The organism is Flavobacterium limi, assembly GCF_010645075.1.
Taxonomy (GTDB): domain Bacteria; phylum Bacteroidota; class Bacteroidia; order Flavobacteriales; family Flavobacteriaceae; genus Flavobacterium; species Flavobacterium limi.
This window is the reverse complement of record NZ_JAADZV010000013.1, coordinates 39,167-60,229: the sequence shown is the minus strand read 5'-3', so window position 1 is coordinate 60,229 and position 21,063 is coordinate 39,167. Positions and strand designations below refer to the sequence as shown.

The 21,063-nt window shown below is 38.3% G+C and carries 20 protein-coding genes; 9 read left to right on the top strand and 11 right to left on the bottom strand.

The genetic code is table 11. From position 1 onward, the window contains the following. Nucleotides 1–91: 91 nt before the first annotated feature. From GXM16_RS20780 to GXM16_RS20770, 3 genes are all read left to right on the top strand, one after another. Entirely contained in the window at nucleotides 92–829 is a 738-nt protein-coding gene (locus tag GXM16_RS20780; protein WP_163396420.1) for a transporter, read from the top strand. A gap of 273 nt (nucleotides 830–1,102) precedes the next feature. Further along, the gene (locus tag GXM16_RS20775) at nucleotides 1,103–1,351 is read left to right on the top strand and encodes a hypothetical protein (RefSeq protein ID WP_163396419.1); all 249 of its coding nucleotides are present in this window, start codon (nucleotides 1,103–1,105) and stop codon (nucleotides 1,349–1,351) included. A 56-nt stretch (nucleotides 1,352–1,407) separates the two neighbouring features. Beyond that, nucleotides 1,408–1,632 (top strand): hypothetical protein, encoded by a 225-nt coding sequence (locus GXM16_RS20770; RefSeq protein ID WP_163396418.1) that lies wholly within the window; start codon nucleotides 1,408–1,410, stop codon nucleotides 1,630–1,632. Nucleotides 1,633–2,001: 369 nt separating this feature from the next. Here GXM16_RS20770 and GXM16_RS20765 read toward each other — a convergent pair whose 3' ends face one another. The 5 genes from GXM16_RS20765 to GXM16_RS20745 form a co-directional block, all read right to left on the bottom strand. Beyond that, entirely contained in the window at nucleotides 2,002–2,505 is a 504-nt protein-coding gene (locus tag GXM16_RS20765) for a mechanosensitive ion channel family protein (protein ID WP_229684405.1), read from the bottom strand. A 29-nt stretch (nucleotides 2,506–2,534) separates the two neighbouring features. Beyond that, complete coding sequence (locus GXM16_RS20760) at nucleotides 2,535–2,810, bottom strand: mechanosensitive ion channel family protein (RefSeq protein ID WP_163396417.1); 276 nt, start codon at nucleotides 2,808–2,810, stop codon at nucleotides 2,535–2,537. Between the two features lie 244 nt (nucleotides 2,811–3,054). After that, on the bottom strand, nucleotides 3,055–6,111 hold the full coding sequence (locus GXM16_RS20755) for a DNA polymerase III subunit alpha (RefSeq protein ID WP_163396416.1): 3,057 nt from the start codon (nucleotides 6,109–6,111) through the stop codon (nucleotides 3,055–3,057). Then, the gene (gene dinB / locus GXM16_RS20750; RefSeq protein ID WP_163396415.1) at nucleotides 6,111–7,319 is read right to left on the bottom strand and encodes a DNA polymerase IV; all 1,209 of its coding nucleotides are present in this window, start codon (nucleotides 7,317–7,319) and stop codon (nucleotides 6,111–6,113) included. The genes GXM16_RS20755 and dinB overlap by 1 nt, the downstream gene beginning before the upstream one ends. A gap of 278 nt (nucleotides 7,320–7,597) precedes the next feature. Next, a complete protein-coding gene (locus tag GXM16_RS20745) occupies nucleotides 7,598–7,816 on the bottom strand; it encodes a hypothetical protein (RefSeq protein ID WP_163396414.1) in 219 nt (72 codons plus the stop codon). Nucleotides 7,817–8,050: 234 nt separating this feature from the next. Here GXM16_RS20745 and GXM16_RS20740 point away from each other — a divergent pair, with 234 nt between their 5' ends. Beyond that, nucleotides 8,051–8,350, top strand: a complete 300-nt coding sequence (locus GXM16_RS20740) for a MauE/DoxX family redox-associated membrane protein (protein WP_163396413.1) — start codon at nucleotides 8,051–8,053, stop codon at nucleotides 8,348–8,350. A 118-nt stretch (nucleotides 8,351–8,468) separates the two neighbouring features. On the opposite strand, the gene GXM16_RS20735 is transcribed toward GXM16_RS20740, so the two are convergent. Together GXM16_RS20735 and GXM16_RS20730 are read right to left on the bottom strand one after the other, a co-directional pair. Further along, nucleotides 8,469–9,287 (bottom strand): carcinine hydrolase/isopenicillin-N N-acyltransferase family protein, encoded by an 819-nt coding sequence (locus GXM16_RS20735; protein ID WP_163396412.1) that lies wholly within the window; start codon nucleotides 9,285–9,287, stop codon nucleotides 8,469–8,471. Nucleotides 9,288–9,520: 233 nt separating this feature from the next. Continuing rightward, nucleotides 9,521–10,030, bottom strand: a complete 510-nt coding sequence (locus GXM16_RS20730; RefSeq protein WP_163396411.1) for a hypothetical protein — start codon at nucleotides 10,028–10,030, stop codon at nucleotides 9,521–9,523. 500 nt (nucleotides 10,031–10,530) lie between these two features. Between GXM16_RS20730 and GXM16_RS20725 the strand changes: the two genes are divergently transcribed. The 4 genes from GXM16_RS20725 (at nucleotide 10,531) to GXM16_RS20710 (ending at nucleotide 13,376) form a co-directional block, all read left to right on the top strand. Continuing rightward, nucleotides 10,531–10,911 carry a response regulator gene (locus tag GXM16_RS20725; RefSeq protein WP_163396410.1) on the top strand — a complete coding sequence of 127 codons (381 nt, stop codon included), beginning with the start codon at nucleotides 10,531–10,533 and terminating at the stop codon, nucleotides 10,909–10,911. Nucleotides 10,912–11,397: 486 nt separating this feature from the next. Then, the gene (locus GXM16_RS20720) at nucleotides 11,398–11,760 is read left to right on the top strand and encodes a lipocalin-like domain-containing protein (RefSeq protein WP_163396409.1); all 363 of its coding nucleotides are present in this window, start codon (nucleotides 11,398–11,400) and stop codon (nucleotides 11,758–11,760) included. A 172-nt stretch (nucleotides 11,761–11,932) separates the two neighbouring features. Beyond that, the gene (locus tag GXM16_RS23100) at nucleotides 11,933–12,265 is read left to right on the top strand and encodes a DUF3667 domain-containing protein (protein ID WP_163396408.1); all 333 of its coding nucleotides are present in this window, start codon (nucleotides 11,933–11,935) and stop codon (nucleotides 12,263–12,265) included. Between the two features lie 382 nt (nucleotides 12,266–12,647). Beyond that, entirely contained in the window at nucleotides 12,648–13,376 is a 729-nt protein-coding gene (locus GXM16_RS20710; protein ID WP_163396407.1) for an SDR family NAD(P)-dependent oxidoreductase, read from the top strand. A gap of 232 nt (nucleotides 13,377–13,608) precedes the next feature. On the opposite strand, the gene GXM16_RS20705 is transcribed toward GXM16_RS20710, so the two are convergent. Both GXM16_RS20705 and GXM16_RS20700 read right to left on the bottom strand, forming a co-directional pair. After that, on the bottom strand, nucleotides 13,609–14,001 hold the full coding sequence (locus tag GXM16_RS20705) for a response regulator (protein WP_163396406.1): 393 nt from the start codon (nucleotides 13,999–14,001) through the stop codon (nucleotides 13,609–13,611). 60 nt (nucleotides 14,002–14,061) lie between these two features. After that, nucleotides 14,062–17,307, bottom strand: coding sequence for a PAS domain S-box protein (locus tag GXM16_RS20700; RefSeq protein ID WP_163396405.1), 3,246 nt, complete (start codon nucleotides 17,305–17,307; stop codon nucleotides 14,062–14,064). A 715-nt stretch (nucleotides 17,308–18,022) separates the two neighbouring features. Here GXM16_RS20700 and GXM16_RS20695 point away from each other — a divergent pair. After that, nucleotides 18,023–18,532: a response regulator gene (locus tag GXM16_RS20695; RefSeq protein WP_163396404.1), complete on the top strand. Its 510-nt coding sequence runs from the start codon at nucleotides 18,023–18,025 to the stop codon at nucleotides 18,530–18,532. Between the two features lie 86 nt (nucleotides 18,533–18,618). Here the strand turns inward: GXM16_RS20695 and GXM16_RS20690 are convergent, their stop codons facing one another. Together GXM16_RS20690 and GXM16_RS23020 are read right to left on the bottom strand one after the other, a co-directional pair. Further along, nucleotides 18,619–20,610 carry a PAS domain-containing sensor histidine kinase gene (locus GXM16_RS20690; protein ID WP_163396403.1) on the bottom strand — a complete coding sequence of 664 codons (1,992 nt, stop codon included), beginning with the start codon at nucleotides 20,608–20,610 and terminating at the stop codon, nucleotides 18,619–18,621. Nucleotides 20,611–20,894: 284 nt separating this feature from the next. Next, entirely contained in the window at nucleotides 20,895–21,029 is a 135-nt protein-coding gene (locus GXM16_RS23020; RefSeq protein ID WP_262892364.1) for a hypothetical protein, read from the bottom strand. Between the last annotated feature and the right edge of the window lie 34 nt (nucleotides 21,030–21,063).

Genomic DNA, 21,063 nt, shown 5'->3' with positions numbered 1-21,063 from the left:
AAAGACCCTTAAATTATATAAGTACAGGGAGAAAAATATATAAATAATATAGTTGCGACATTTCTGAGATTTGTAACTAAACATAATACCCATGAAAAAATTATTCTATTTCTCTGCAGCCCTTTTTTCTCTGGCAGTTCAGGCACAGGAAATAGAAACAGACCGTCCCGACCAGACCGAAAATTCGGCATTGGTTCCAAAAGGACGTTTTCAGTTTGAAACCGTTATCATGCACGAGCAGACAGGAAAACATGAGTCAGAATTTATGCTGCCCGAAGTACTTGGCAAATATGGACTCGGCAATGCTGTAGAACTGCGTCTTACAACAGAATTTTTGTATGATAAAGGGGAAACTGATACATACGGACTTCATGCTTTACAGGTTGGGACAAAAATTAAGATTCTGGAAAATGAAGGCACTGTGCCGGCGATTTCTTTGATTACGCAACTGCAACTGCCAAAAGTAGAATCACCTGAATTTCGTACCGAACATTTGGCACCTGAAATTCGTTTGGTCTTGAGAAACGAATTATCGGACAAGGCTGATGTTGGTTATAATACCGGAATAAGATGGGACGGGAATTCTACACAGCCCGAATACTTCTATACATTTGCGCCGAATTTTAAACTTACAGACAAACTGCAGGCATTTGTTGAAAGTTTCGGATATTTTCAGGTCGCACATCACGGACATCAATGGGCAGATGGCGGACTTGCTTTTAAGCTTAATGATGATCTTCAGCTTGATTTTGCGGCAGGTTATGAACTTACTAAAACAGAAGGTTATCATCACTTTTTTGAATCTGTTGGTTTTTCACTCCGAATTTGAAAATAAAGCACACTCAGGATTAATTAGCACTATTGAATCTTGATATATGGACAACTGAGTACTCAGTTGTTTGATAGTAGCCCTTATCTTAGGATACATCAGCGTACAAGTCTGAGCGTTCACATGCGAATACTATAAATTATAAAGATAGGAGTGTAAAAAACATGTACTATTTTAATCAATATTTGCAAGGAACAAAAAATGTATTTGTTTCAAAATCAATATATTAAATCAATAAATAAATTATGAAAAATTTAATCTTAAGCTATTGGCATGATGCTATTATGTGGATATGCATCGTCACAGGAAACACCTACCAATAAACAGGCCAAGACGAAAACAGACTCTACTTACAACAAGACAAGTAGTCATAGTACGCACAAGAAAACGACCACTACAAAAAGCGATACAGTGCGCAAAAAACATACCCAGTCAAAGAAGAATAAATCAGGAAAATCGACAGGTACTACAAATGCTGTTCCGCAGCGAAAAGATACAATAGGAGGGATCACCACACCCTAAATTATTAAAACGTATTGTAAAAACCAGATACTTGAACATATAAACATAATATAGTTATGGAAAATCAAAAAAATAATACTGCAAAAGACGAGCTAAAAGATTCTGATAAGGATTTTAATGCAAGAAATCAATACAGTGGATCTGGAAATTTCAGCCCTGATGAGGAGAAATCCGATCAAGAAGATTTGGAGAATTTAGAACCTTCAGTAAACAATGATGAGCCTGAATCTCCGACCGATTTGCAACAAGATGAATCAGGCACCTTAAAATCAAATAATTAATTATGAAGAATAAAGTGTAAGCTATTAAAGAAGCATTTTTGTTGCAAACGCATCCTGGTTAAAATAATAAAATACAATTCCTAGATTTGTTTGATTTTGATTAAAACCTGTATTATTAGATGATACAGGTTTTTTATTTTAACAAACCATACACAAAAACGATTCGTAATCTAAGCGTATAATACCGTATTGTAGACTGTTATAAGAATATGTTAAAAATGTCAAGTTACTAGAGAGTACTGAGTTCTTTATCTGAGTTTATTGGTTCTGAGCTTTTGCTGAATAATCACACCTGGTCGTACTTAATTCTAAGTCTTACTTAATCGATAAAGGGTTGCTTGTTTAAGAAGGATTATCATTGGTTTATTTTCAATGATAATTTACCCTACTAAAAGCGGGAATACTAATATGGTTGTGCTTAAATGCTTTTTTTGTATTTTCATAAAAATCAGAAACCACAAGTCCAAATTCAGCATTGGATGTCCATGCCAGCACAGATATAAGAATGGCTTCGGATGTCATATCCTTAATCAGAATCAAAGGTTCAGGATCGCTCTGGATACGTTTGTCTGCTTTTATCACGTCTGCGATTATTGATTTTACCTGATGAAGTTCACTGTTATGATTCACACTTAATGTAATATCGGTTCTGCGCTGTATTTCTTTAGAAAAATTTCTTATGATACCATTCGATAATGCACCATTAGGGATATATACGGACTGGTTGCTCGGGGTAATTATTTTTGTGCTGAAAATGAAGATAGCGGCAACAGTTCCTGACTCCCCTTGTGTTTGGATGTAGTCGCCTACCCGAAGCGGTTTAAAAAGAATTATCAGAAGACCGCCTGCAAAGTTTGCTAATGAACCCTGCAAGGAAAGACCAATAGCTAGTCCTGCTGCTCCTATAGCTGCAACAAAATACCGAAGTTTCGACCCCCAAGTTTAGTGATGACACTCACAAAAAGTAAGGCGCGAAATGCCCAGATCAAAACATCCATGACAAATTTTAAAAGAGTTGCATCAAATATTTTGTTGTCGATAAAACGCATCATTATCTTTCTGAAAATTTTGATGATGACAATACCTATAACCAAAGTTAAAACAGCCGATAAAAGATGTGGCAAGAATGCAATAGCTGCATGTTGGGTTTTGCTCCAATATTCGTTGATTACTTCCATAATGTAAAATTTAATGCCATACTTTTAAACGACAATTTATAAAGATTAGAAAATAAAGATAGTCTCGTTTATATGATAAGCTGTTTCATAGCATTTCAAATTTGTAATATCTGTAATTAAAAATTTATATTATCTATTTATTTAATTACAAAATTTACTTTTTGAGGCATTGGAGTGCCTAACTTGCTAAATTGCATCCTTTTCATAGATAGGTGTTTTTGATGTCTACAATTACTATTCAGTCTTATTGTGACATTTTATATCTTGGCATACTGTATTCATGTTCCTGAGGATAAGGCTCGCGATGTGTCATACTAACATCTTCACGAATATTCTGCTGAGTGTGGAACCTCCTCTCATCTGTTATGCCATAGCGCGGATCGGCAATAAAAGGCATTTTGGCCATTTTTGAAATGGTGATAGTCGGGAAATGATAATCCACTTCAACCTGACCCAAGAGCAGATAACAACCACCACCCTGAAATGGATATTTTGCAAGACAGTCCGCAAAATGGGCCGTGTCGAAAAATTCACCCTGTGCATCTATCCAGGTTCCAAAAAACATTTCGCCGCGTTTGGTAGGAACATGCTTTCTTGCAATTAAATACGCCAGCATCCTTACGTTTTTTTTATGGTGTTTAGTCAAGTCCTTTGCCATTACATCACCTCGGAACGAAGTCTGCAGTAAATTAAACGGCGTGACTGAAACCGGAAAGCCAAGCAGTTCGATCTCGTCAAAAGCATCTTCAAAGACAGAACGTTCCAATACCGGCAGTTTGTATTCTTTTATGGGTTCCTGAAGCAGCATCAGATTGCGGTTTTCAGGCTTGAAGTTTATAAGTATCAATCGGGCAATAATGAGCAGTTCGTTTTTCTGTTTGCCGGTAAACCGGAAAGCGTCAATAAAAATCAAAGTCTGTATCGCTTCAATTCCAATTGGGACACGGTTGATAAAATCCTCAAGGGAAAGATAAGGGCCATTTTCATTCCTTTCACTTACAATCACATTCATCGCTTTTTCCTGCAGGCTTTTTAAGTGCTGAAACCCCAGATAAATATTTCTCCCATATACAGTGGTCTGTTCATCGCTTTTGTTTACGCACGGATTATGAATTTTAGCCCCTGACATCCTCGCCTCATGCACATAGACTTCTGTACGGTAAAAACCTCCGAAATTATTGATAACAGCCGTCATGAACTCAATAGGGTAGTTCACTTTTAGGTAAAGGCTCTGGTAGCTCTCCACTGCATAGCTGGCAGAGTGTGCCTTGCAGAACGAATAGCCGGCAAAGGATTCTATCTGCCTGTATATTTCGTGGCTGAGTTGTAAGGGATGTCCCTGTTTGGCGCATGAGGCAAAAAAGTTATCTTTTACTCTCTGAAGCGCTTCTTTAGATCTTCCTTTGCCACTCATAGCCCGGCGAAGGATATCACCGTCAGCGGCAGGGAGTCCTCCGTAATGCAATGCAATCTTAATCACATCCTCCTGATATACCATAATCCCGTAGGTTTCACCCAACTGCTCCCTGAACACTTCATGAAAATACTCGAACTTTTCAGGGTGATTATGCCTGAAAATATACTCCTTCATCATACCCGATTGTGCAACGCCGGGACGGATGATAGAGGAGGCAGCAACAAGTACTTTATAATTATCACATTTTAAACGCCGAAGAAGACCACGCATAGCCGGGCTTTCAATATAAAAACAGCCGATGGTCTTGCCCCGGCTGAGCCACTCGTTGCACTGCGCCTCGTCTTTTGAAATGGAAGTATCACGGATATCGACTGTTATTTTTTTGTTTTTTTTGATCAGCTTCACTGTATCATCAATATGGCCGATTCCGCGCTGGCTCAGAATATCGAATTTGTCAAAACCGATATCTTCTGCTGTATGCATATCAAACTGCACAATCGGAAAGCCTTTCGGAGGCAGTTCCAAAGCCGAATAATTGGTAATCGGCTTTTCCGAAATGATAATCCCACAGGAATGCATACTTCTTTGGTTTGGGTATTTTAAAAGCATACTGCCGTATTGCTGAACCATATTGACTACTTCGTTTTTATGGTGTTTTGCCATCGGATTTTTAGCCAACTGGTCCAGTTCCTGTTTGGGCAGTCCAAACACTTTTCCAACTTCCCGAAAAATGGATTTGTGTTTAAACTCAACGTTTGTTCCACAAAAAGCAACGCGGTCAGCACCGTATTTCTCAAATATGTACTTTAGAATTGTATCACGTTCCTGCCAGGACCAGTCAATATCAAAATCAGGAGGGGTTTTACGGTTCAGGTTCAGGAACCGCTCAAAGTACAGATCAAGTTCCAAAGGGCAGATGTCGGTAATCTCAAGACAATAGGCAATAATAGAATTGGCACCACTGCCACGGCCTATATGAAGAAAGCCCTGACGCATGCTGTATTGTACAATATCCCAGGTAATAAGAAAGTACCCGCTAAATTCCAGTTCATCAATTACCTTGAGTTCCTTTTCAACCCTTTTCAAAGCTTCCGTATTGTTTTTGCCATATCGGCGGACCATCCCTTCATGGGCCAGCCTGGCAAGCAATTCGATATCTTCCTTTTTGTTGGCTTTGTAATGTTTTTTGTTTTGAGGGACACCGAATTCGTATTTAAAATTACAGTTCTCTATTAAATTCCTTGTATTTTGCAAGATAACCGGATAATCGCTGAACTTGGAAACAAGATCATCTACTGGTATCATCACGTCAGAAACCTTGCAGTAATCTGCCTGTGTAAGTTTAGTCCCGATAATATTCAGGTCTATTGCCCGGAGTATCTTATGCAGGTTGTATTCCTTTTTTGTCCTGTAGGTTACGGTCTGAAGTACCACCATTTTATACATTCTGGATTTCAATTCAGGATTATACAACTTGGTCAGCTGATCAGCGGTGATGCCGATGAATTCATTTTCCTGCAATTCAGCAGGAACATTATCGAGCGGGTAAATGATGAATACATTTTCAAATTGAGGTGCAATATAGGGAAGCATTATACCATCAAGATTGTGCCTTGTCAGCAATAGGTTCATCTCAGCTATTCCTTCATTGTTTTTTGCCAGCCCTACATACAATTGTCTGCAGTGATTGCGGAAGTCAATTCCCACCAAAGGCTTTATGTTTAAAGCTTCGCAATTCTTTACAAAATCGTAAATTCCAGTAACCGTATTGATGTCGGTCAGTGCCATAGCAGTAACATCAAACCCAACAGCCAGTTCTATGAGCTCGTTTGATGGGATAGTCCCGTAACGCAGTGAATGATAGGTGTGACAGTTCAGGTACATTACTTCTCATCTTTACGGTTGATATTTTGCGCTTTAGGATTGGAGATAATATTTCCTGCTTTTGATTTAAGGTTTCTTCCTCCACAACGTGTCACGGCATCATAACCAAAACGGTTCTTGATTTTATCCATAGCTTGATAAAGGGCTATCATTTCTTCAGTATCTTCAAACATATTAATTTGATAAGTCCCCCTTACCAGACCCGTAAAAGATAATCCCACCATTCTGATGCGCATGCGTCGATTGTATAATTTTTTGAAGAGTTCCAGGGCAATTTTGGCTAAAATATGGTCACATGAGGTATAAGTTATTTTTTTCTGGACAGTCTCCGTATCAAAATTCGCATATCGTATTTTTATGACAACTGTTGAAACCAGCCATTGTTCAAAACGTGCCTGATAGGCTAATTTTTCAACCATTCCTAAAATTAGTGATTCCACCTGTTTGATGTCAATAGTATCTTGAAGATAAGTGTGCTCTGTTGAAAGGGACTTTCTTTCTGTGTAAGGTTCAACAGGTGTGTTGTCAATTCCGTTGGCTTTTTTCCAAAGTTCCAGTCCATTTTTGCCTATAAGGCTCTGCAATACTTCGGTAGGTGTCTGGGATAATTTTTCAATATTTCGGATTCCAAGCCTTGAAAGCAGATTAAAAGTAACTTCCCCTACCATAGGAATCTTGCGGATAGAAAGCGGGTTCAGAAATGGCTGTACCATGCTTTGAGGAATTTCAAGATTTCCTTTTTGTTTGCCTTCTCCGGTTGCAATTTTCGAAACGGTTTTGTTTACAGATAGGGCAAATGTCAAAGGCAATCCTGTTTCTTTAGTAATGGTTTGCGATAATTCATTAGTCCATTTATAACTTCCATGAAATTTATCCATGCCGGTAATATCCAGATAGAATTCATCAATACTGGCTTTCTCTACCAGTGGCGCCTTCTCTTCAATGATTTGAGTAACTTCATGGGACTTATTAGAGAACATTTCCATATCCCCTTTAATGATTTTTGCCTGCGGGCAAAGCTGCATGGCCATACGCATAGGCATGGCCGAGCGTACCCCAAAATACCTTGCCTCATAGGAGCAGGATGCAACTACGCCTCTTTCGCCACCTCCTACAATCAAAGGAATACCATTTAATTCAGGATTTTGCAATCTCGCACAAGAGACAAAAAAGGTATCTAAATCCATATGTACAATTGCCCGTTCCATTTCCTTTATTTATTTTGTATCGATACAAAATTAGTACAGATAATAACATTTTTTAATAATCAATATGTTCTTAATTATAACAATAATGTTTAGTATTTTATTTCACACAATTTTGATAATCTTATTCGGGGATATTAGATTAATACTTTGTTTTATATCACCTTGTAGCTAGTTTTATATAAATGAAAAAATCCCCTGAATTAAGGGGATTTAATTTGTATTCTACTTAGATGGGACTATCTGCGGCTAACTTTTGAAAAAGTTATAACTTTAAAATTTTATCTTTCTTCAGAGTCACTTCTTTCGGTGCTTTCAGAAACTCCAGGTCTGTCAGATCTGCCATGTTCACGCGGGTCTGGATCAGTTCCCGGATCATCTTGGTTATCATCTTCTCCCCAGCCTGCAGTATAGGCTTGATTTTCTCTGGAACTATTTAATGGATTATGATACGGACATTTTTGTAATTCTTCCTGAGTGTATTGATTTAAATTTTCCATTTTGTGTATAATTTAAAGTTATTTATCAAATGTAAATATGTTGAAAGAGAGATGCTTATAGAATAAATGGTATACTTATTAAAATTTACATGTAAACTGAGAAATAGAAATTGGCACGTTTTCAAAAATTTTGGCTTGTTTTTTTATAACACTTTTTAAAAAACGCCCATCTACATTTGCTATAGTTATTTGTTAACTATTTTGTTTCAATAATGTAACTTGTAAAATGTAGCTATGAAATGGAATGCTAAAACTTTTGTAATTGAAATAATCTGTTATCTGCATATACTCTTGTTCATCTATGCAGCAGTCAGCAAACTATTGGATTTTGAAAACTTTCAGGTACAGTTAGGGCAGTCGCCTTTACTAAATCCTTTTGCAGGAGAAATTTCATGGTCAGTACCAACATTTGAAATCCTCACAGCAGTTTTGTTGGCGATTCCTAAATGCAGAAAAGCGGGTCTTCTGGCTGCTTTCGCATTAATGGTGTTGTTTAGCGTGCATTTATATTGTTTTCGTCTAGTATATGAGTAAATTAGTTTTGATATTACTATAGTATCTTTGATTTTTTTCTGGTTAAGAAACGATATAAATCTCCAATATTACAAATTTAATAGTCTAGCGATTATTAGTCCAGATAATAATTCGTTTTCTATTCCAATTTAATCTTTCTTGTTTTTCCTGTGTGTAATTCTTTTAGTATGTCTAACTTCTGAATTTTTGAATTGTCAAGCTTGTAAACTAAGACAAATTTCATATCTGTCAGGTCGATAAATGTAGAATAAAGAGTTCCTCCTAATTTGCCTGTCGAATTTTTTTGTGGAGCTTGAACTACTTTTGCCATTACATTACCAACGGCTTTCAGGTCTATTGTATCTTTTCTAAGATCCAGCTCGTCTAAACCATTATGAATTATGGGATATCTCCAACAAGTCATTTCAGTCTGACTTGTATCAGAAAGATTGTAATTTGTCGCTACAAGTCGGTTATTTTTAATTAAAACAATTTGTTTAATTCCATTTATCCATTCTATGATTACTGCTTTACCATTTTTATCACCCAATAAAATGTGTGCATTATTTAGTGCAATTTTTTTTTCTTCTAAATATTGGACTGCTTCATCTACTGAACTACATTTTGCCAGTATATCGTCTGTTATATTGCCTTTTGCAGGAGAGAAGCCCAAGGGAATTTTTTGTTCTGGTGTTGCTGCTCCGTCTATCACTAATCCTTTTTCATTTATACCTCCCTGTCCAAAATTGTCCCAGCCATACCAAATTCTTCCTAACTCGTTCTTTGAACTATGAACGATTTGTATGTATGGTTTTACATCGTACCAATAATCTTCATTGTTGGCAAAATATATTTTTCCCGTTTTATTGTCTATGTAGTAAACAATGGAACACGCATAAGCTTTTGTAGAGAATGCAGCAAGTAATACTAAGAATATTAGGTTTTTAAACTTTCTCATTTAATAAGGTGTCTTGTTAATGCCAAATAACAAAATATACCAGCCATAAAATGGCAGCAGTATAACTTTTTAACGGGCTTTGTGGAATTAGAAACTTTTTAAGCGAATATAAGAATAATATTGAATCTTTGATTTAATCCATCACAAAGTTGCTGAAAGTCATTTTTATTATTACCAATCGAGATTCACCAATAGCTAAACCCTTTGTAACTGTTGAAGGGAGTTTTTTTATCTTAGGACCCGGTTTCCAAAACAAATCTCAATACATTAAAATTTTCGCTGGGAAGGTTTATTATTTTGGAATGCACCATGATCTGTTTCGTCCCGGATGAGTTCATCGTTTTTAAGTTCCTCATTGCTAAGTTCGCCAATTTCGAATTCCTCGTTGACGGGATTATCCAGATCTGATTCACTGGTTTTTCTGGTTCATCGCTCAGGGGTGTATCAATTTGAGTTTCAAACCCTTCAGACGGATCATTATTTATAAGATCCTCTTCAATGTCTTGTTCGGTTATATCTTTCGATTCACTGTCCGATTCGTTGTCGAGATTTTCTGAATCATAAGGATTGCTGCTTGGATCACTTGTTTGAGGGGCTGAATTTGTAATCTTACGATGACCTACAGAATTTTTGTGACCGGATTCCCTGCTGATCTCTTGGGCGCTTAAATCATATCCGTAATCAGGTTCGGCATTTTCTGTAAAGGTGCTCTGTATTAGTAGCTGCTTTTTGCTGTTCCTCATTACCTATGCTATTGTTTTGAAAATTCTTGTCATTCTGACTGTAATTTTCCGGTGTATCTAAATTCCTCATTTTATTTTTAAATTAAATTTTGCTATCATTTTTTTAAGGAGTGTCCCATAACAAATCTGCCGGCTGCAATGTTCTTCTGAGTTTGTCCTGTGTTAAATGTAAAAAGGATAGTAGCACTTTTTTTACAGAATAATGATTTCGATTTATAAAATAGCTATCATATGCCTGCCATTTCCTGGATTTGATTTTTCATGTTGCAGTGCAATTACATAATACATCAAAAGGTGCTATTAAGAAGGATTTTACTATAATGCATATCTGGAGAAATTTAGTATAACTTATAAAGGATATAAATTAGCCATTTTTGTGACAGAGTTATAACCAGATATGGATTGCGTACCAAAAATAACTTAATTTCACAATTTTAAAACCTTATCAGCAGAAGATTCGTATATCTTTCTAATTATAAATAGTACTTATAAAAAAATTTATGTCAAGTAAAGAAATACTGGTGGTGGACGATGATAACGACGATATCGAAATTTTTGTTGAGGCTATCAATTCATTAAACAAAGATCTTATATGCAGGAGCTCGTTTAATCCGGCAAAAACATTGGCAGACTTAAGCTCCTGCGAAAAACTGCCGGATCTGATTCTTCTAGATTATAATATGCCTTCAATAAACGGACTGGAATTTATTCAACAACTGAAAGCTGATCAGAAGCTTTCAGGAATCGAAGTTGTTATGATGTCAACGCCAAATGTAGAATTGATGGTTCCGTGGCTTTTAAAAAATAACATTACTGCAAGGTACATAGCAAAACCAGATAGTTTTGAAAAATTAAAAATTATTCTTAATAACATTTTATGATATGAACCTCGTTCTGTGGTGATATGTCTAACTTCGTGGGTAGTTATTGTCGTTGGGAGGCAGTGGGTTTTGTGCCATGACTATATATTGATAAATATTATTCTGGATGGTTGTGAGAATAATTGTGGAGTCCCATTGGATTTTGATGAGTTTGACTTTAATACGTCGAATATCAGAATAATTGCAAACCCTGCTAAAAATTATATCCAAATTCAAAATGACATAAATACGATAGAAGTTTTCGCTTACAAAATTTATGGCGTAACACGGAGAATTGTGTAAAGTAAAAACTCAAATTTTACTGAAAAAATTGATGTGAAAAATTTGTTGAATGGACTTATTCGGTTTTAGTAAAAACTGAGAAGGAAGAAAAGATAACAAAACCTCTTCAAATAGTGGAATTGAAAAGCATGCGTATATAAATGGACCTATGAAATACAAAGAAAAAAAATCGTAAATTAACGCTCATAATCAATAAAGCTAATTATGAAAAGATTACTTTTAATTTTGATCTTAATGACCGCATGTTTCTCAAGCGCCCAAACATCAAAGGAACTATTAGGAAAATGGCAGTTGGTAAAGTGGGTTCAACATGGTAAAGAGAAGGATATCACTTCCTATTTTAAAACAGACCAGGTCTATCAGGTCTTCCTGGATAACGGTGAATTTCATAGTATCAATGGCACCGAAACCCATAAAGGAAAGTGGAAATTATCCAAAGACAATTCAGAATTGACAATTACTTCAACTATAATTCCAGTGAAATTCCGTATCGATTATTTTGACACCGTAAAAAGAGTTATCACGTATGAACAGCTTGGAACCTTCGAATATAAAAAAGTTGAATAATTTTGTTTATGACATGTAAAAATTGCAATCAGGTTTTCAGCGGTAATTTCTGTAATAATTGCGGTCAGTCTGCTGAAACGCACAAATTGAACGTGCATTTTCTATGGCATGATATTCAGCATGGCTTGTTTCATTTTGACAAGGGAATAACTTCTCGGCTAAAGAACTATATTTGAGGCCTGGTCATTCTATTAGGGAATTTATTGAGGGAAAAAGGGTTAAACATTTTAAGCCTATTTCATTAGTGATAGTATTGGCAACTGTTTATGGTTTGTTATATCACTCTTTTGAGATTAACCTATTTGATACGACCGGGAGCAGGGCTCCAAGATTAAATTCCGATCTCAATAATTGGATGGCTAAGCATTATTCCTGGTTTACCTTACTAACAATTCCATTATACACTTTTGGCACTTTCATAGCTTTTAAGAATAAGGGCTATAATTATATTGAATATATTATTCTAAATACTTTTAAGGCCTCACAGTGCTGGATGTCATTTTGATTTACTGGACAAATTTTCAATTTTTTAACAGATTAAGTAAAATCGAGGTCTTTTTCCGTTCGCTTTTAAGTCATCTGATTTTTTTGATAGGTTTATTTTTGGTATTAGTAATAATTTATTTGTTGTATTATCAGTAACTTCAGAATAACTGTTTATAGGGCGCATACAATTATTTTAGTGTTTAATTTGAATCTTGAAAGAAATGCAGTTATCGGGTTATCATGTTGTATCTTATAATTAATGAAGCAGATTAGCGGAATGTCCATTAGTTATAAAGCACACTAAGCAATTGCATTAAGATTATCATAATGCAGCAAGTATCAGATTTTATGAGATTCAATGTCAATTTATCTTTGTGTAATAACATTAATATAAATTTGACATGCAAAAATTAAAAGACAAAGTAATATTGATCACAGGTGCAAACAGAGGAATTGGAAAATCACTCGTTAAAGCAGCATTGGGAAAAGGCGCAGCAAAAGTTTACGCCACCTCGAGAAATATCAGTAAAATACCTGATTTTGATGACGATAGGGTAGTGCCATTAGCATTAGATATTACAAACAGCAAACAAATTGCTGAAATTCTTGAACGAACTAGAGATGTTCAAATACTCATCAATAATGCAGGCTCGCTCCGCCCGGGAACAATTCTAGAAGGAGAAAAAAGTAGAATGGAGGAAGATATGCAAACCAATTACCACGGAACAGTGGATATGATGAGGCAGTTTGCTTCAGTTTTAGAAAAAAATGCACCTTCAAAGATTGTAAATATTGTATCAATTGTTGCCTATTCGCCATTTCCTTCGATTGCCGGTTATTCAGCTTCAAAAGCGGCTCTTTTTTCTGCATCATTATCTGTCCGTACAGAATTATCAAAAAGAGGAGTCATGATACAAATAGTAAATCCAGGTGCAATCGACACAGATATGAACAAGGGAAGTGACTGGGACATGCCGAAGCCGGATAACGTAGCAAAAATAATAATGGACAGGGTGGAAACAGATGAATTAGAAATCATACCTGACACAAGAGGGCTTACCATGTTTAGTGCTTGGAGGCAAGAGCCTTCAAATCTGGCAGCAATATTTGACAAAATCTATCATGGTTAATAGAATGCACAAGAAATATTTCTTATAATTAGAATGCGAATGTCTTCTGACTTCGCACTTTTTTATGCCTTGAATTTCAAGATGGAATCTAGCGTGATTAAATAGGAATAGCTCATTTAAACTCTGTATTGTTTCTAATTTTTTGGTCACTCTGCAAAGATCAAAAAAACATAATTATGTAAATATCTCTAACGTGGCACTAATGCTCATTACTGTATTTTTAATCGGATTATTAAAGGTTCAAAAAATCATTAATGGTTTGTTTAAGCTCTTTTTGCAGCTGGATTATCGAATATTGTTTGGTCATGAAAAGGACAGCCTGATGTTCCAGGGCAAAAGCTTTATCTCCGAGGCTTGAAGAAGTGGAATATATAATCACCGGGATATCTTTTAAGTTTTTGTCCTGTTTGATTAGAATCAGGAACTGTTTGCCGTCCATAACCGGCATGTTAAGATCCACAAATATGAGGTCGGGCTTTTTAAAACCAGCAGAATTCAGTTTTACAAGTGCCTCAAATCCGTTTTCAGCCTCTTCAAAACGAACTCCAAGCTGGAGTGATAATAGGGAGTCTGAAAATATTTCACGGTCTTCGGCATCATCATCAATTAATAAAACTGTCTTCATATTAAGTTAGGGCATAAGAAAGGCAAATATAAGAATTCTCCCTGTTATTTAAAAATGAAGTCACGATTTCTCCTGGTACAGGGGAATTATAATTATAAAGGATGTGCCAATTCCTTCCATAGAATTGGCAGTAATCTGTCCGCTATGGTTTTGTAGTATCTTGCGGCACATAGCAAGTCCGATTCCTGTCCCTGCAAACTCATCTTTTCCATGCAGACGCTGGAAGATATTGAAAATTTGTTCGGAGTAGCTTTGGCTGAATCCTATTCCATTGTCTGTAATCGTAATTTTGAAATATTTTCCTGCTATCAGGTCCGGAGCAATGGCCTGCCTATTAATTTCAGAGAGCATTTCAGAACTAATGATGATATAAGGAACCACTTCAGCTCTACTGTATTTGAGTGCATTTGAAATTAGATTAGTAAAGAGTTGCGACATTTGGAGGGGTATGGCCTCAATTACAGGAAGGTCTTCTACCTTTATAACGGCATTTTTCTGTTCGATCATAAGGTCGAATTCAGAAAGAATGTCTTGCATCACAAGATTTAAATTGACAGATTCGTAGTTTTTGGCAATACCTGAAAGCTGCGAGAACCCCAATACGTCCTTAATAAGGTTTTCCATCCTGCGAGTTGACCCCACAATCTTTTCAATGTAAGTCATTGCTTTTTCAGGATTTTTTTCGAGATTGTTTTTAAGCATATCCGTAAAAATACTGATCTTGCGTACAGGTTCCTGAAGATCGTGCGAGGCAATATAAGCAAATTGTTTTAGTTCCTGATTGTTTATTTCGAGTTCGGTATTAGCTGCATGCAGTTCTGCTGTTCTCTCTTTAACCTTAAATTTAAGTTCTTCCTGCAGCTCACGTTCTTTGGTCACATCCTGTGCAGTTCCGCTCAGGTATTCCGGTACACCTAGTTTGTTATGCAGCACCTGCGCATTCGCATGGATAATCCGTACCTGACCAGTAATTTTATTGATAATAGGGAATTCATAATCATAAAAATCCGATGATTCAGGTCGCAATGCCTCGTTGATAGAGTGTATTACTTTTTCTCTGTGTGTTTCGGCAATCAGGTAAAAAATTTCGTCTTTCGGTAAGTTGTGTTCAGGCAGCCCCAGCCAGTGTTTAAACCGGGGAGAACATGTGATCATCCCAGTGTCGAGGTTTAGTTTCCATGTTGCTAGTTCTGCAAGCTCGATAGCTCCTGCAAGTGCGGCTCTGGTTTCATCAAGCTTTTTTGCGGCGGCAACCTGGTCTGTGATGTCAATGGCAATGTCCATGATGCCGTAGATTTCGTTTTTGGAATCACGAATAGGAGTGTAGGTAAAATCAAAATAGTAGGTGCTAAGTTTGCCCTTTACATTAAGATCAGCAGGCATGGCACGCCCATAGTATGTTTCGCCGGTGCGGTAAACGTCCCTGAGGATTTCCATGAAAGGCTGCCCCTTGAGCTCAGGGACGCCTTCTTCCATTGGTTTTCCAATTACTGATTTGTCTTTTCCCCAGTAACTTATCATAATGTCATTGGCGATTTCAATTTTCATCTCACTACCGGTAAAAAGACAGATTGCAACCGGAGATTGCTCAATCATCAAACTGATACGTTCCTGGCTTTCGGCCATCGCTTTTCTGCCCGAAATAATTTCATCCATGTCCATACAGAATCCTGCATATCCTGCATAGTTGCCATCAGCATCCAAAAAGGGATCTCCCGCAGCTCTGCACCAGATCATCTCTCCACTAAACTTCCTCGCACGGAACAGCACATCAAAATGTGCTCTTCTGGCAATAGCATCCGTATATGAAATAATGGCATTTTTTAGGTCTTCTTTAAAAATTACCGAAGACCAGCCACCATTGAGTAGTTCTTCCCCTGTCTGGCCGGTAAACTCGATCAGTGTTTTATTAAAATAAGTCAGTTCACCTTCTTTATTGGAAAGCCATAAACCTGTTGGAGAACTGTCGGTTACATTCTGAAACAGTGTGTCAGCTTCACGTTTGGCATGCTGTAATTTTGATTCGGCCTGCTCTAGCGCAATGCGGTTCTGCTCCTGTACAGTTATATCGGCCACAGTGCCTGAAAATATACTATTACTACCGCTGGAATTTATTATTCTTGCCGCTGACACAGCAATGCGGTGAACACTTCCGTCATCCCATATCACCCTTGGGGTATAAAAGAAGGTACCGGTGTTTATACCCTTTTTAACTGCTTTGGCACGAAGGGACAGATCTTCAGGATGCACATACTTTAAGAAATCTTTCCGTTTCAGATTTTTTTTAACTTTACCTGTAAGAAGCATTGAAAATTCAGGCGAATAGTCGATACTGTTGTCTGCAAAATTAACATTGAAAAGCCCGAGTCCCATACTTTTAATGGTAAGATCAGTTAGTTGCCTTGATTTTAAAAGCTCTTCTGCGGCGTTTTTATGACTAGTGATATCCTGAAGTGTTCCGTTGAAGCGGTAAGGCTTTTTAGTGTGATCAAACCATGCTTTTCCCAGTGCATGTACAATTCTTGTGACTTTAGTCTTAGGATTTATAATACTATATTCAATATCAAACTTTCCACCATATTCAAACTGTAATGCCAGATTGATCGAGTCAATGACTCTTTGTCGGTCCGATTCAGCTATTGAAGCTGTAGCGCTGCTTAAAAGAATTTCTTCATCTGACATGAGTCCAAACCATTCCTTTAGCCTTGAATTAGCAGAAAATTTTTTAGTTTCCGGATTAAAGTCAAATGTACCGAATTCGGCAGCATTGATGGCAAATTCAAGTTCGTCTTTATTTTGTTTTAAAATTCGGTTGTAATTTACTTTCTCAGTCGTCTCATTACAAACTACCAGTACGCCTTTTATATGTCTGCTGTCATCTCGAACCGGACTGTAACTGAAAGTCCAGTATACATCTTCCAATTCCCCATTTCGATAAATAGGAAGCAGAAGATCTTCGTACCAAACACTTTTCCCAGTTGACAAAACTTTAGTAATCAGGGGATAGATAAAGTCCCAGATCTCTGGCCAGCAGTCTACTGCCTTTTGCCCCATAGCCGTAGGATGCTTTCCGTTATTGCCAAGACTTGGCCGATATGAGTCGTTATAAAATTGTATCAAATCATCTCCCCACCATAGAAACATCGGGAATTTGGAAGACAGCATGGTTGAAAGTGTGTTTTTCAGGCTCTCAGGCCAGCTTTCCGGTCTGCCGATAGAAGTTTTTGACCACTCCGTATTTCTGATAATTTCAGCGGTTTCACCACCGTTCTGAAGAAAAAAGTAAGTAGGGTTTTGGTTGTCCAATTGTGAGATATTTAATAAGACAATAAAATGGCTTATTTTAATGCCTTGTGCTTGATTCCTGTAAATTTAATAAATAATATAGTGTAATCTAATATTATTTTTTATCAGTGTTTTTGTTTTACTATGGCATGAAGTAATATGTTTGCTTTCATTTCAATGTATTCATAATATTTTATAACTTGTAAATCGGTCATGGGCATTATATCAAAAAAAAGAAGTATAGGATTATTTACACCTTTTGGGGCAAAAATTACAAGATTATCTAGGACTGGATAATGCGAGCTTAATGTAACCAGACAATATATGCTTTTAATTATTCTCCTGGAAAGATGTGGAAAACAGTTGGGCTTAACCAATTCTTTTGCCTCTTATAGCAGCGGTTCGAAGCGCGTGCCTACGGTCGATATTTTTGGAGCTCTTCCGGCTATTGGTCCCAGTTTTTTGTCCCAAACCATGGCATAAAAGGATTTCACTGCTATCGGGGCTGGAGTGTCGGAACCTTTTTTATGCGCGTCTTTAAGCTTTTGAGGGCCGTTTTCAAATACAGAACGCACATCAATGGGCCTTGCGCGTATCCAGGACAGCCCTTGCACTGTCTTTTAACCGACCGGCAGGGGCGTAAAAACAAACATTTTAAATTTTAATATATATTTGGTGTAAATGCGCTTTGTAATCATTTATATAGTACTTTTGGAAACTGCAATACCTCTTCAATATGATGAATTCTAAAAACTTAGCTAAGTCCGGTAAAGAGCCAAATCAAATCGAGCCAGTGAAAATTATATTGGCTGATGATGACAAAGATGATCAGGAACTATTCAAGGAAGCCCTTGATGCAGCGGAGATTCCTTCAGACATTACAGCTGTGGACAACGGCCAGGAGCTCCTTGACAGATTGAAGGATGATGCAGAACCAAATCCCGATATGATCTTCATTGACATCAATATGCCTGTGAAAGGAGGCAAGGAGGCGCTAAGAGAGATAAGAAGTGATCAGGACCTGAAGGATATCCCTGCCGTTATGCTTTCCACCTCCGGCCACCCTCAGGATATTGAGGATGCTTTCAGCCATGGAGCAGATCTTTACGTGCAAAAGCCGAATTCTTTTGCCGGCTTTGTCTTAATCCTGAAAAAAGTTTTCACAATGCACTGGGCAAAAGCGCTGATGAACCCGCTTAAAGATATTTTTTTTCTTTCGGATAAGAATATTTCCCGCAGGGACTGATTATTTTCAGTCCCATTTGCCATGGAAGACTGCTGGGAGCCAACTGCCATAGTTTTTCTTCCCTCTGTGCTCTCCCCTGAAAATTATTAATTGTCCTTTGGGAGGTACACGTCAAAGACCGCGCCGTTATCACTGCTACGGCCTGCATCGATCTCGCCATGATGGTTCTGCACAATTTTCCTGCACATGGCCAGTCCAATTCCGGTGCCTGCAAATTCGCTTTTGCTGTGCAGTTTTTGGAAGATGTTGAAAATTTTATGCGTATCTTCTGTCTTCATGCCAATGCCGTTATCGGTGAACCGGATTTTATGGTAGGACAGCCGTTCGTTTAGATGCATTGACTGTATCTCCTGGACAGTTGCAGCAGTGCCCAGTATATGGATTTTGGGCTGCACATCGGGGCGTATGAATTTCAGCGCGTTGCCGATCAGATTAAAAAAGAGCTGTGACATCTGCAGGGGAATCCCCTTGATGACAGGGAGCGCGTCCCATGTAACTGCTGCGCCTGTACGTTCGATCAGCACATCATAATCTTCCAGTGCTTCGCGGGCTGTATCCTCAAGGTTTACTGGCACGAACGCTGTCTCATCTTTGGGAAGGGCTGAATAGGCAAGAAGATCCCGGATGAGCCTGCCCATCCGATCTGCCGCGTCATTTATCTTGTCGATATAGGCCTGCGATTTTTCGTCCAGGTTTTCTCTGATTCTGCTTTGGAGCCGTTCCAAAAAGGTGCTGATTTTGCGGAGCGGTTCCTGCAGGTCATGTGAGGCGATATAGGCAAACTGTCCAAGTTCCAGGTTGGAATGGGTCAATTGCAAGTTGGTCTGTTCAAGCTCCTCATTAATAGCCCTTAATTCTTCCATTGCAGCCTGGATCTCCTCGGTCCGCTGCTGGAGCTGGTTTTCCAGTTCCATCTGCAGTTCCGTCTGGATGGTGATATCCTGTGCTGTTCCGTTCATACGCAGCGGGCTGCCCAGGGAGTCAAAAACAGTTTTTCCCTGCGCGTGCAGGATTCGTTTTTTTTCTGTAACCCTATGGATGACCGTATATGTCTGGTCATATAATCCTCCAGACTGCGGGTCCAGTGCCCAAGCCACCGCTTCTGCTACTCGTTCGCGGTCTTCGTTGGCTATGATCGGAATGACCTCATTGTAGTCCCTAGCGGCAGGGTCATAGCCAAACCATTCTATCAGGCGGTCGGAATAGGTGAGCCCGTTTGATGCGACATCGATGCTCCAGGTGCCCAGCTGCGCAAGCTCGACTGCGATTCTCATGTTCTGCTCGGCTTCCTGCAGTCTGCTGCGAGCTATTACTTCTTCAGTAACATCAATTGCTGTGCATATCACGCCGTAGATTTCACCTTTCATATCGCAGAGCGGCTTGTAGGTATAATCATAGTAGCCGTAATAAGGGGAGCCGTTTTTGAGAAACATGATACGCGCGGCGGATTCGGTATGGATCTCACCAGTGCTCAGCACCCTGTGATAGGCCTGGAACAGATGCGTTTGCCTGAGCTCCGGAACCGCTTCCATTATGGGCCTGCCGATAATGGAAGCGTCGCGCCCGAATATTTCAAGCATTTTCTCATTGGCTTCCCGCAATACCATTTCCGGTCCTGTATAGACCAGCTTTGCGACAGGGGAATTGTAAAAAATGCTACGGGCAAATTGCTCATTTTCCTCAGCCTTCTGCCTTTGGAGCACCTGAAGGGTAGTGTCCATTACCCAAACGGCAACTTTTTTTACCTTTCCTGTGCTGTCTTTAAGGGGATTGTACACAAAAGATATATATATGGTCTGTTCCTTACCGTTTCTTATTACTGTACGCTCTGACTCACTGGCTCTGTAGGGCTGTCCGCCGGCTAGCACGCCGGCCATTGCCGCTTCGTAGGAGTGCCGCACTTCGGGGAAGGTGTCCCAGTAAAAGTTGCCAATGATCGCTTCGCGGGATTTGCCGGCCAGCTCGGTAAAGCTGTCGTTTACGATTTCAGCGGCAAGGTTTTGGGCATCAAGGACGCAAATACCCACCGGCGCATTCATTACTAGTAGGTAAAGCTCCTGCTGGTTTTCAACGTTCATAAGTTATAGATTAGATAAAGTTGAAGCAGTTTTTCCGCTTCAAAGGCCACAGGTGTTACATAATATCTAGTGCGCTGTCGGCTTGACTGGTTAGCTAGGGAATAAAGATATGAAATATGAAGCAGCTTCCCGATATTTAGTATGAAATTTTATGAATTACAAATATGGGGTAATGCCAGGATCAGCTTTTACACAATTTCTGCTTTCTGTTACAAGATTTTATGGAACTAAATCAGATTCATAAAAATGTTTCCTGCGAGGTTTCCCAGAGCTGTCTGTTAGCGTCATTCACGTCTATAAGCACGGTTTTTATACACCGCCGGCAGTGTAGCAGTTTCTTTTTTCTCCATTGTAATTTTAAGTTCAAAATCGTTATCCAGATCATTAAAGGATCCTGTAAGGAAATATGTTGTGTTCATAATCAATGTTTTAGCTGTAAGTTTATATACCTTT

Bases quoted from the DNA above. Each gene is read 5' to 3' on its own strand.
- GXM16_RS20745 (WP_163396414.1), bottom strand. From the start codon at position 7,816: ATGGAAAATTTAAATCAATACACTCAGGAAGAATTACAAAAATGTCCG.
- GXM16_RS20760 (WP_163396417.1), bottom strand. From the start codon at position 2,810: ATGGAAGTAATCAACGAATATTGGAGCAAAACCCAACATGCAGCTATT.
- GXM16_RS20735 (WP_163396412.1), bottom strand. From the start codon at position 9,287: ATGAGAAAGTTTAAAAACCTAATATTCTTAGTATTACTTGCTGCATTC.
- GXM16_RS20740 (WP_163396413.1), top strand. From the start codon at position 8,051: ATGAAATGGAATGCTAAAACTTTTGTAATTGAAATAATCTGTTATCTG.
- GXM16_RS20725 (WP_163396410.1), top strand. From the start codon at position 10,531: ATGTCAAGTAAAGAAATACTGGTGGTGGACGATGATAACGACGATATC.
- GXM16_RS23020 (WP_262892364.1), bottom strand. From the start codon at position 21,029: ATGAACACAACATATTTCCTTACAGGATCCTTTAATGATCTGGATAAC.
- dinB (WP_163396415.1), bottom strand. From the start codon at position 7,319: ATGGAACGGGCAATTGTACATATGGATTTAGATACCTTTTTTGTCTCT.
- GXM16_RS20775 (WP_163396419.1), top strand. From the start codon at position 1,103: ATGATGCTATTATGTGGATATGCATCGTCACAGGAAACACCTACCAAT.
- GXM16_RS20690 (WP_163396403.1), bottom strand. From the start codon at position 20,610: ATGAACGTTGAAAACCAGCAGGAGCTTTACCTACTAGTAATGAATGCG.
- GXM16_RS20780 (WP_163396420.1), top strand. From the start codon at position 92: ATGAAAAAATTATTCTATTTCTCTGCAGCCCTTTTTTCTCTGGCAGTT.
- GXM16_RS20705 (WP_163396406.1), bottom strand. From the start codon at position 14,001: ATGAAGACAGTTTTATTAATTGATGATGATGCCGAAGACCGTGAAATA.
- GXM16_RS20720 (WP_163396409.1), top strand. From the start codon at position 11,398: ATGAAAAGATTACTTTTAATTTTGATCTTAATGACCGCATGTTTCTCA.
- GXM16_RS20770 (WP_163396418.1), top strand. From the start codon at position 1,408: ATGGAAAATCAAAAAAATAATACTGCAAAAGACGAGCTAAAAGATTCT.
- GXM16_RS20730 (WP_163396411.1), bottom strand. From the start codon at position 10,030: ATGAGGAACAGCAAAAAGCAGCTACTAATACAGAGCACCTTTACAGAA.
- GXM16_RS20755 (WP_163396416.1), bottom strand. From the start codon at position 6,111: ATGTACCTGAACTGTCACACCTATCATTCACTGCGTTACGGGACTATC.
- GXM16_RS20695 (WP_163396404.1), top strand. From the start codon at position 18,023: ATGATGAATTCTAAAAACTTAGCTAAGTCCGGTAAAGAGCCAAATCAA.
- GXM16_RS20710 (WP_163396407.1), top strand. From the start codon at position 12,648: ATGCAAAAATTAAAAGACAAAGTAATATTGATCACAGGTGCAAACAGA.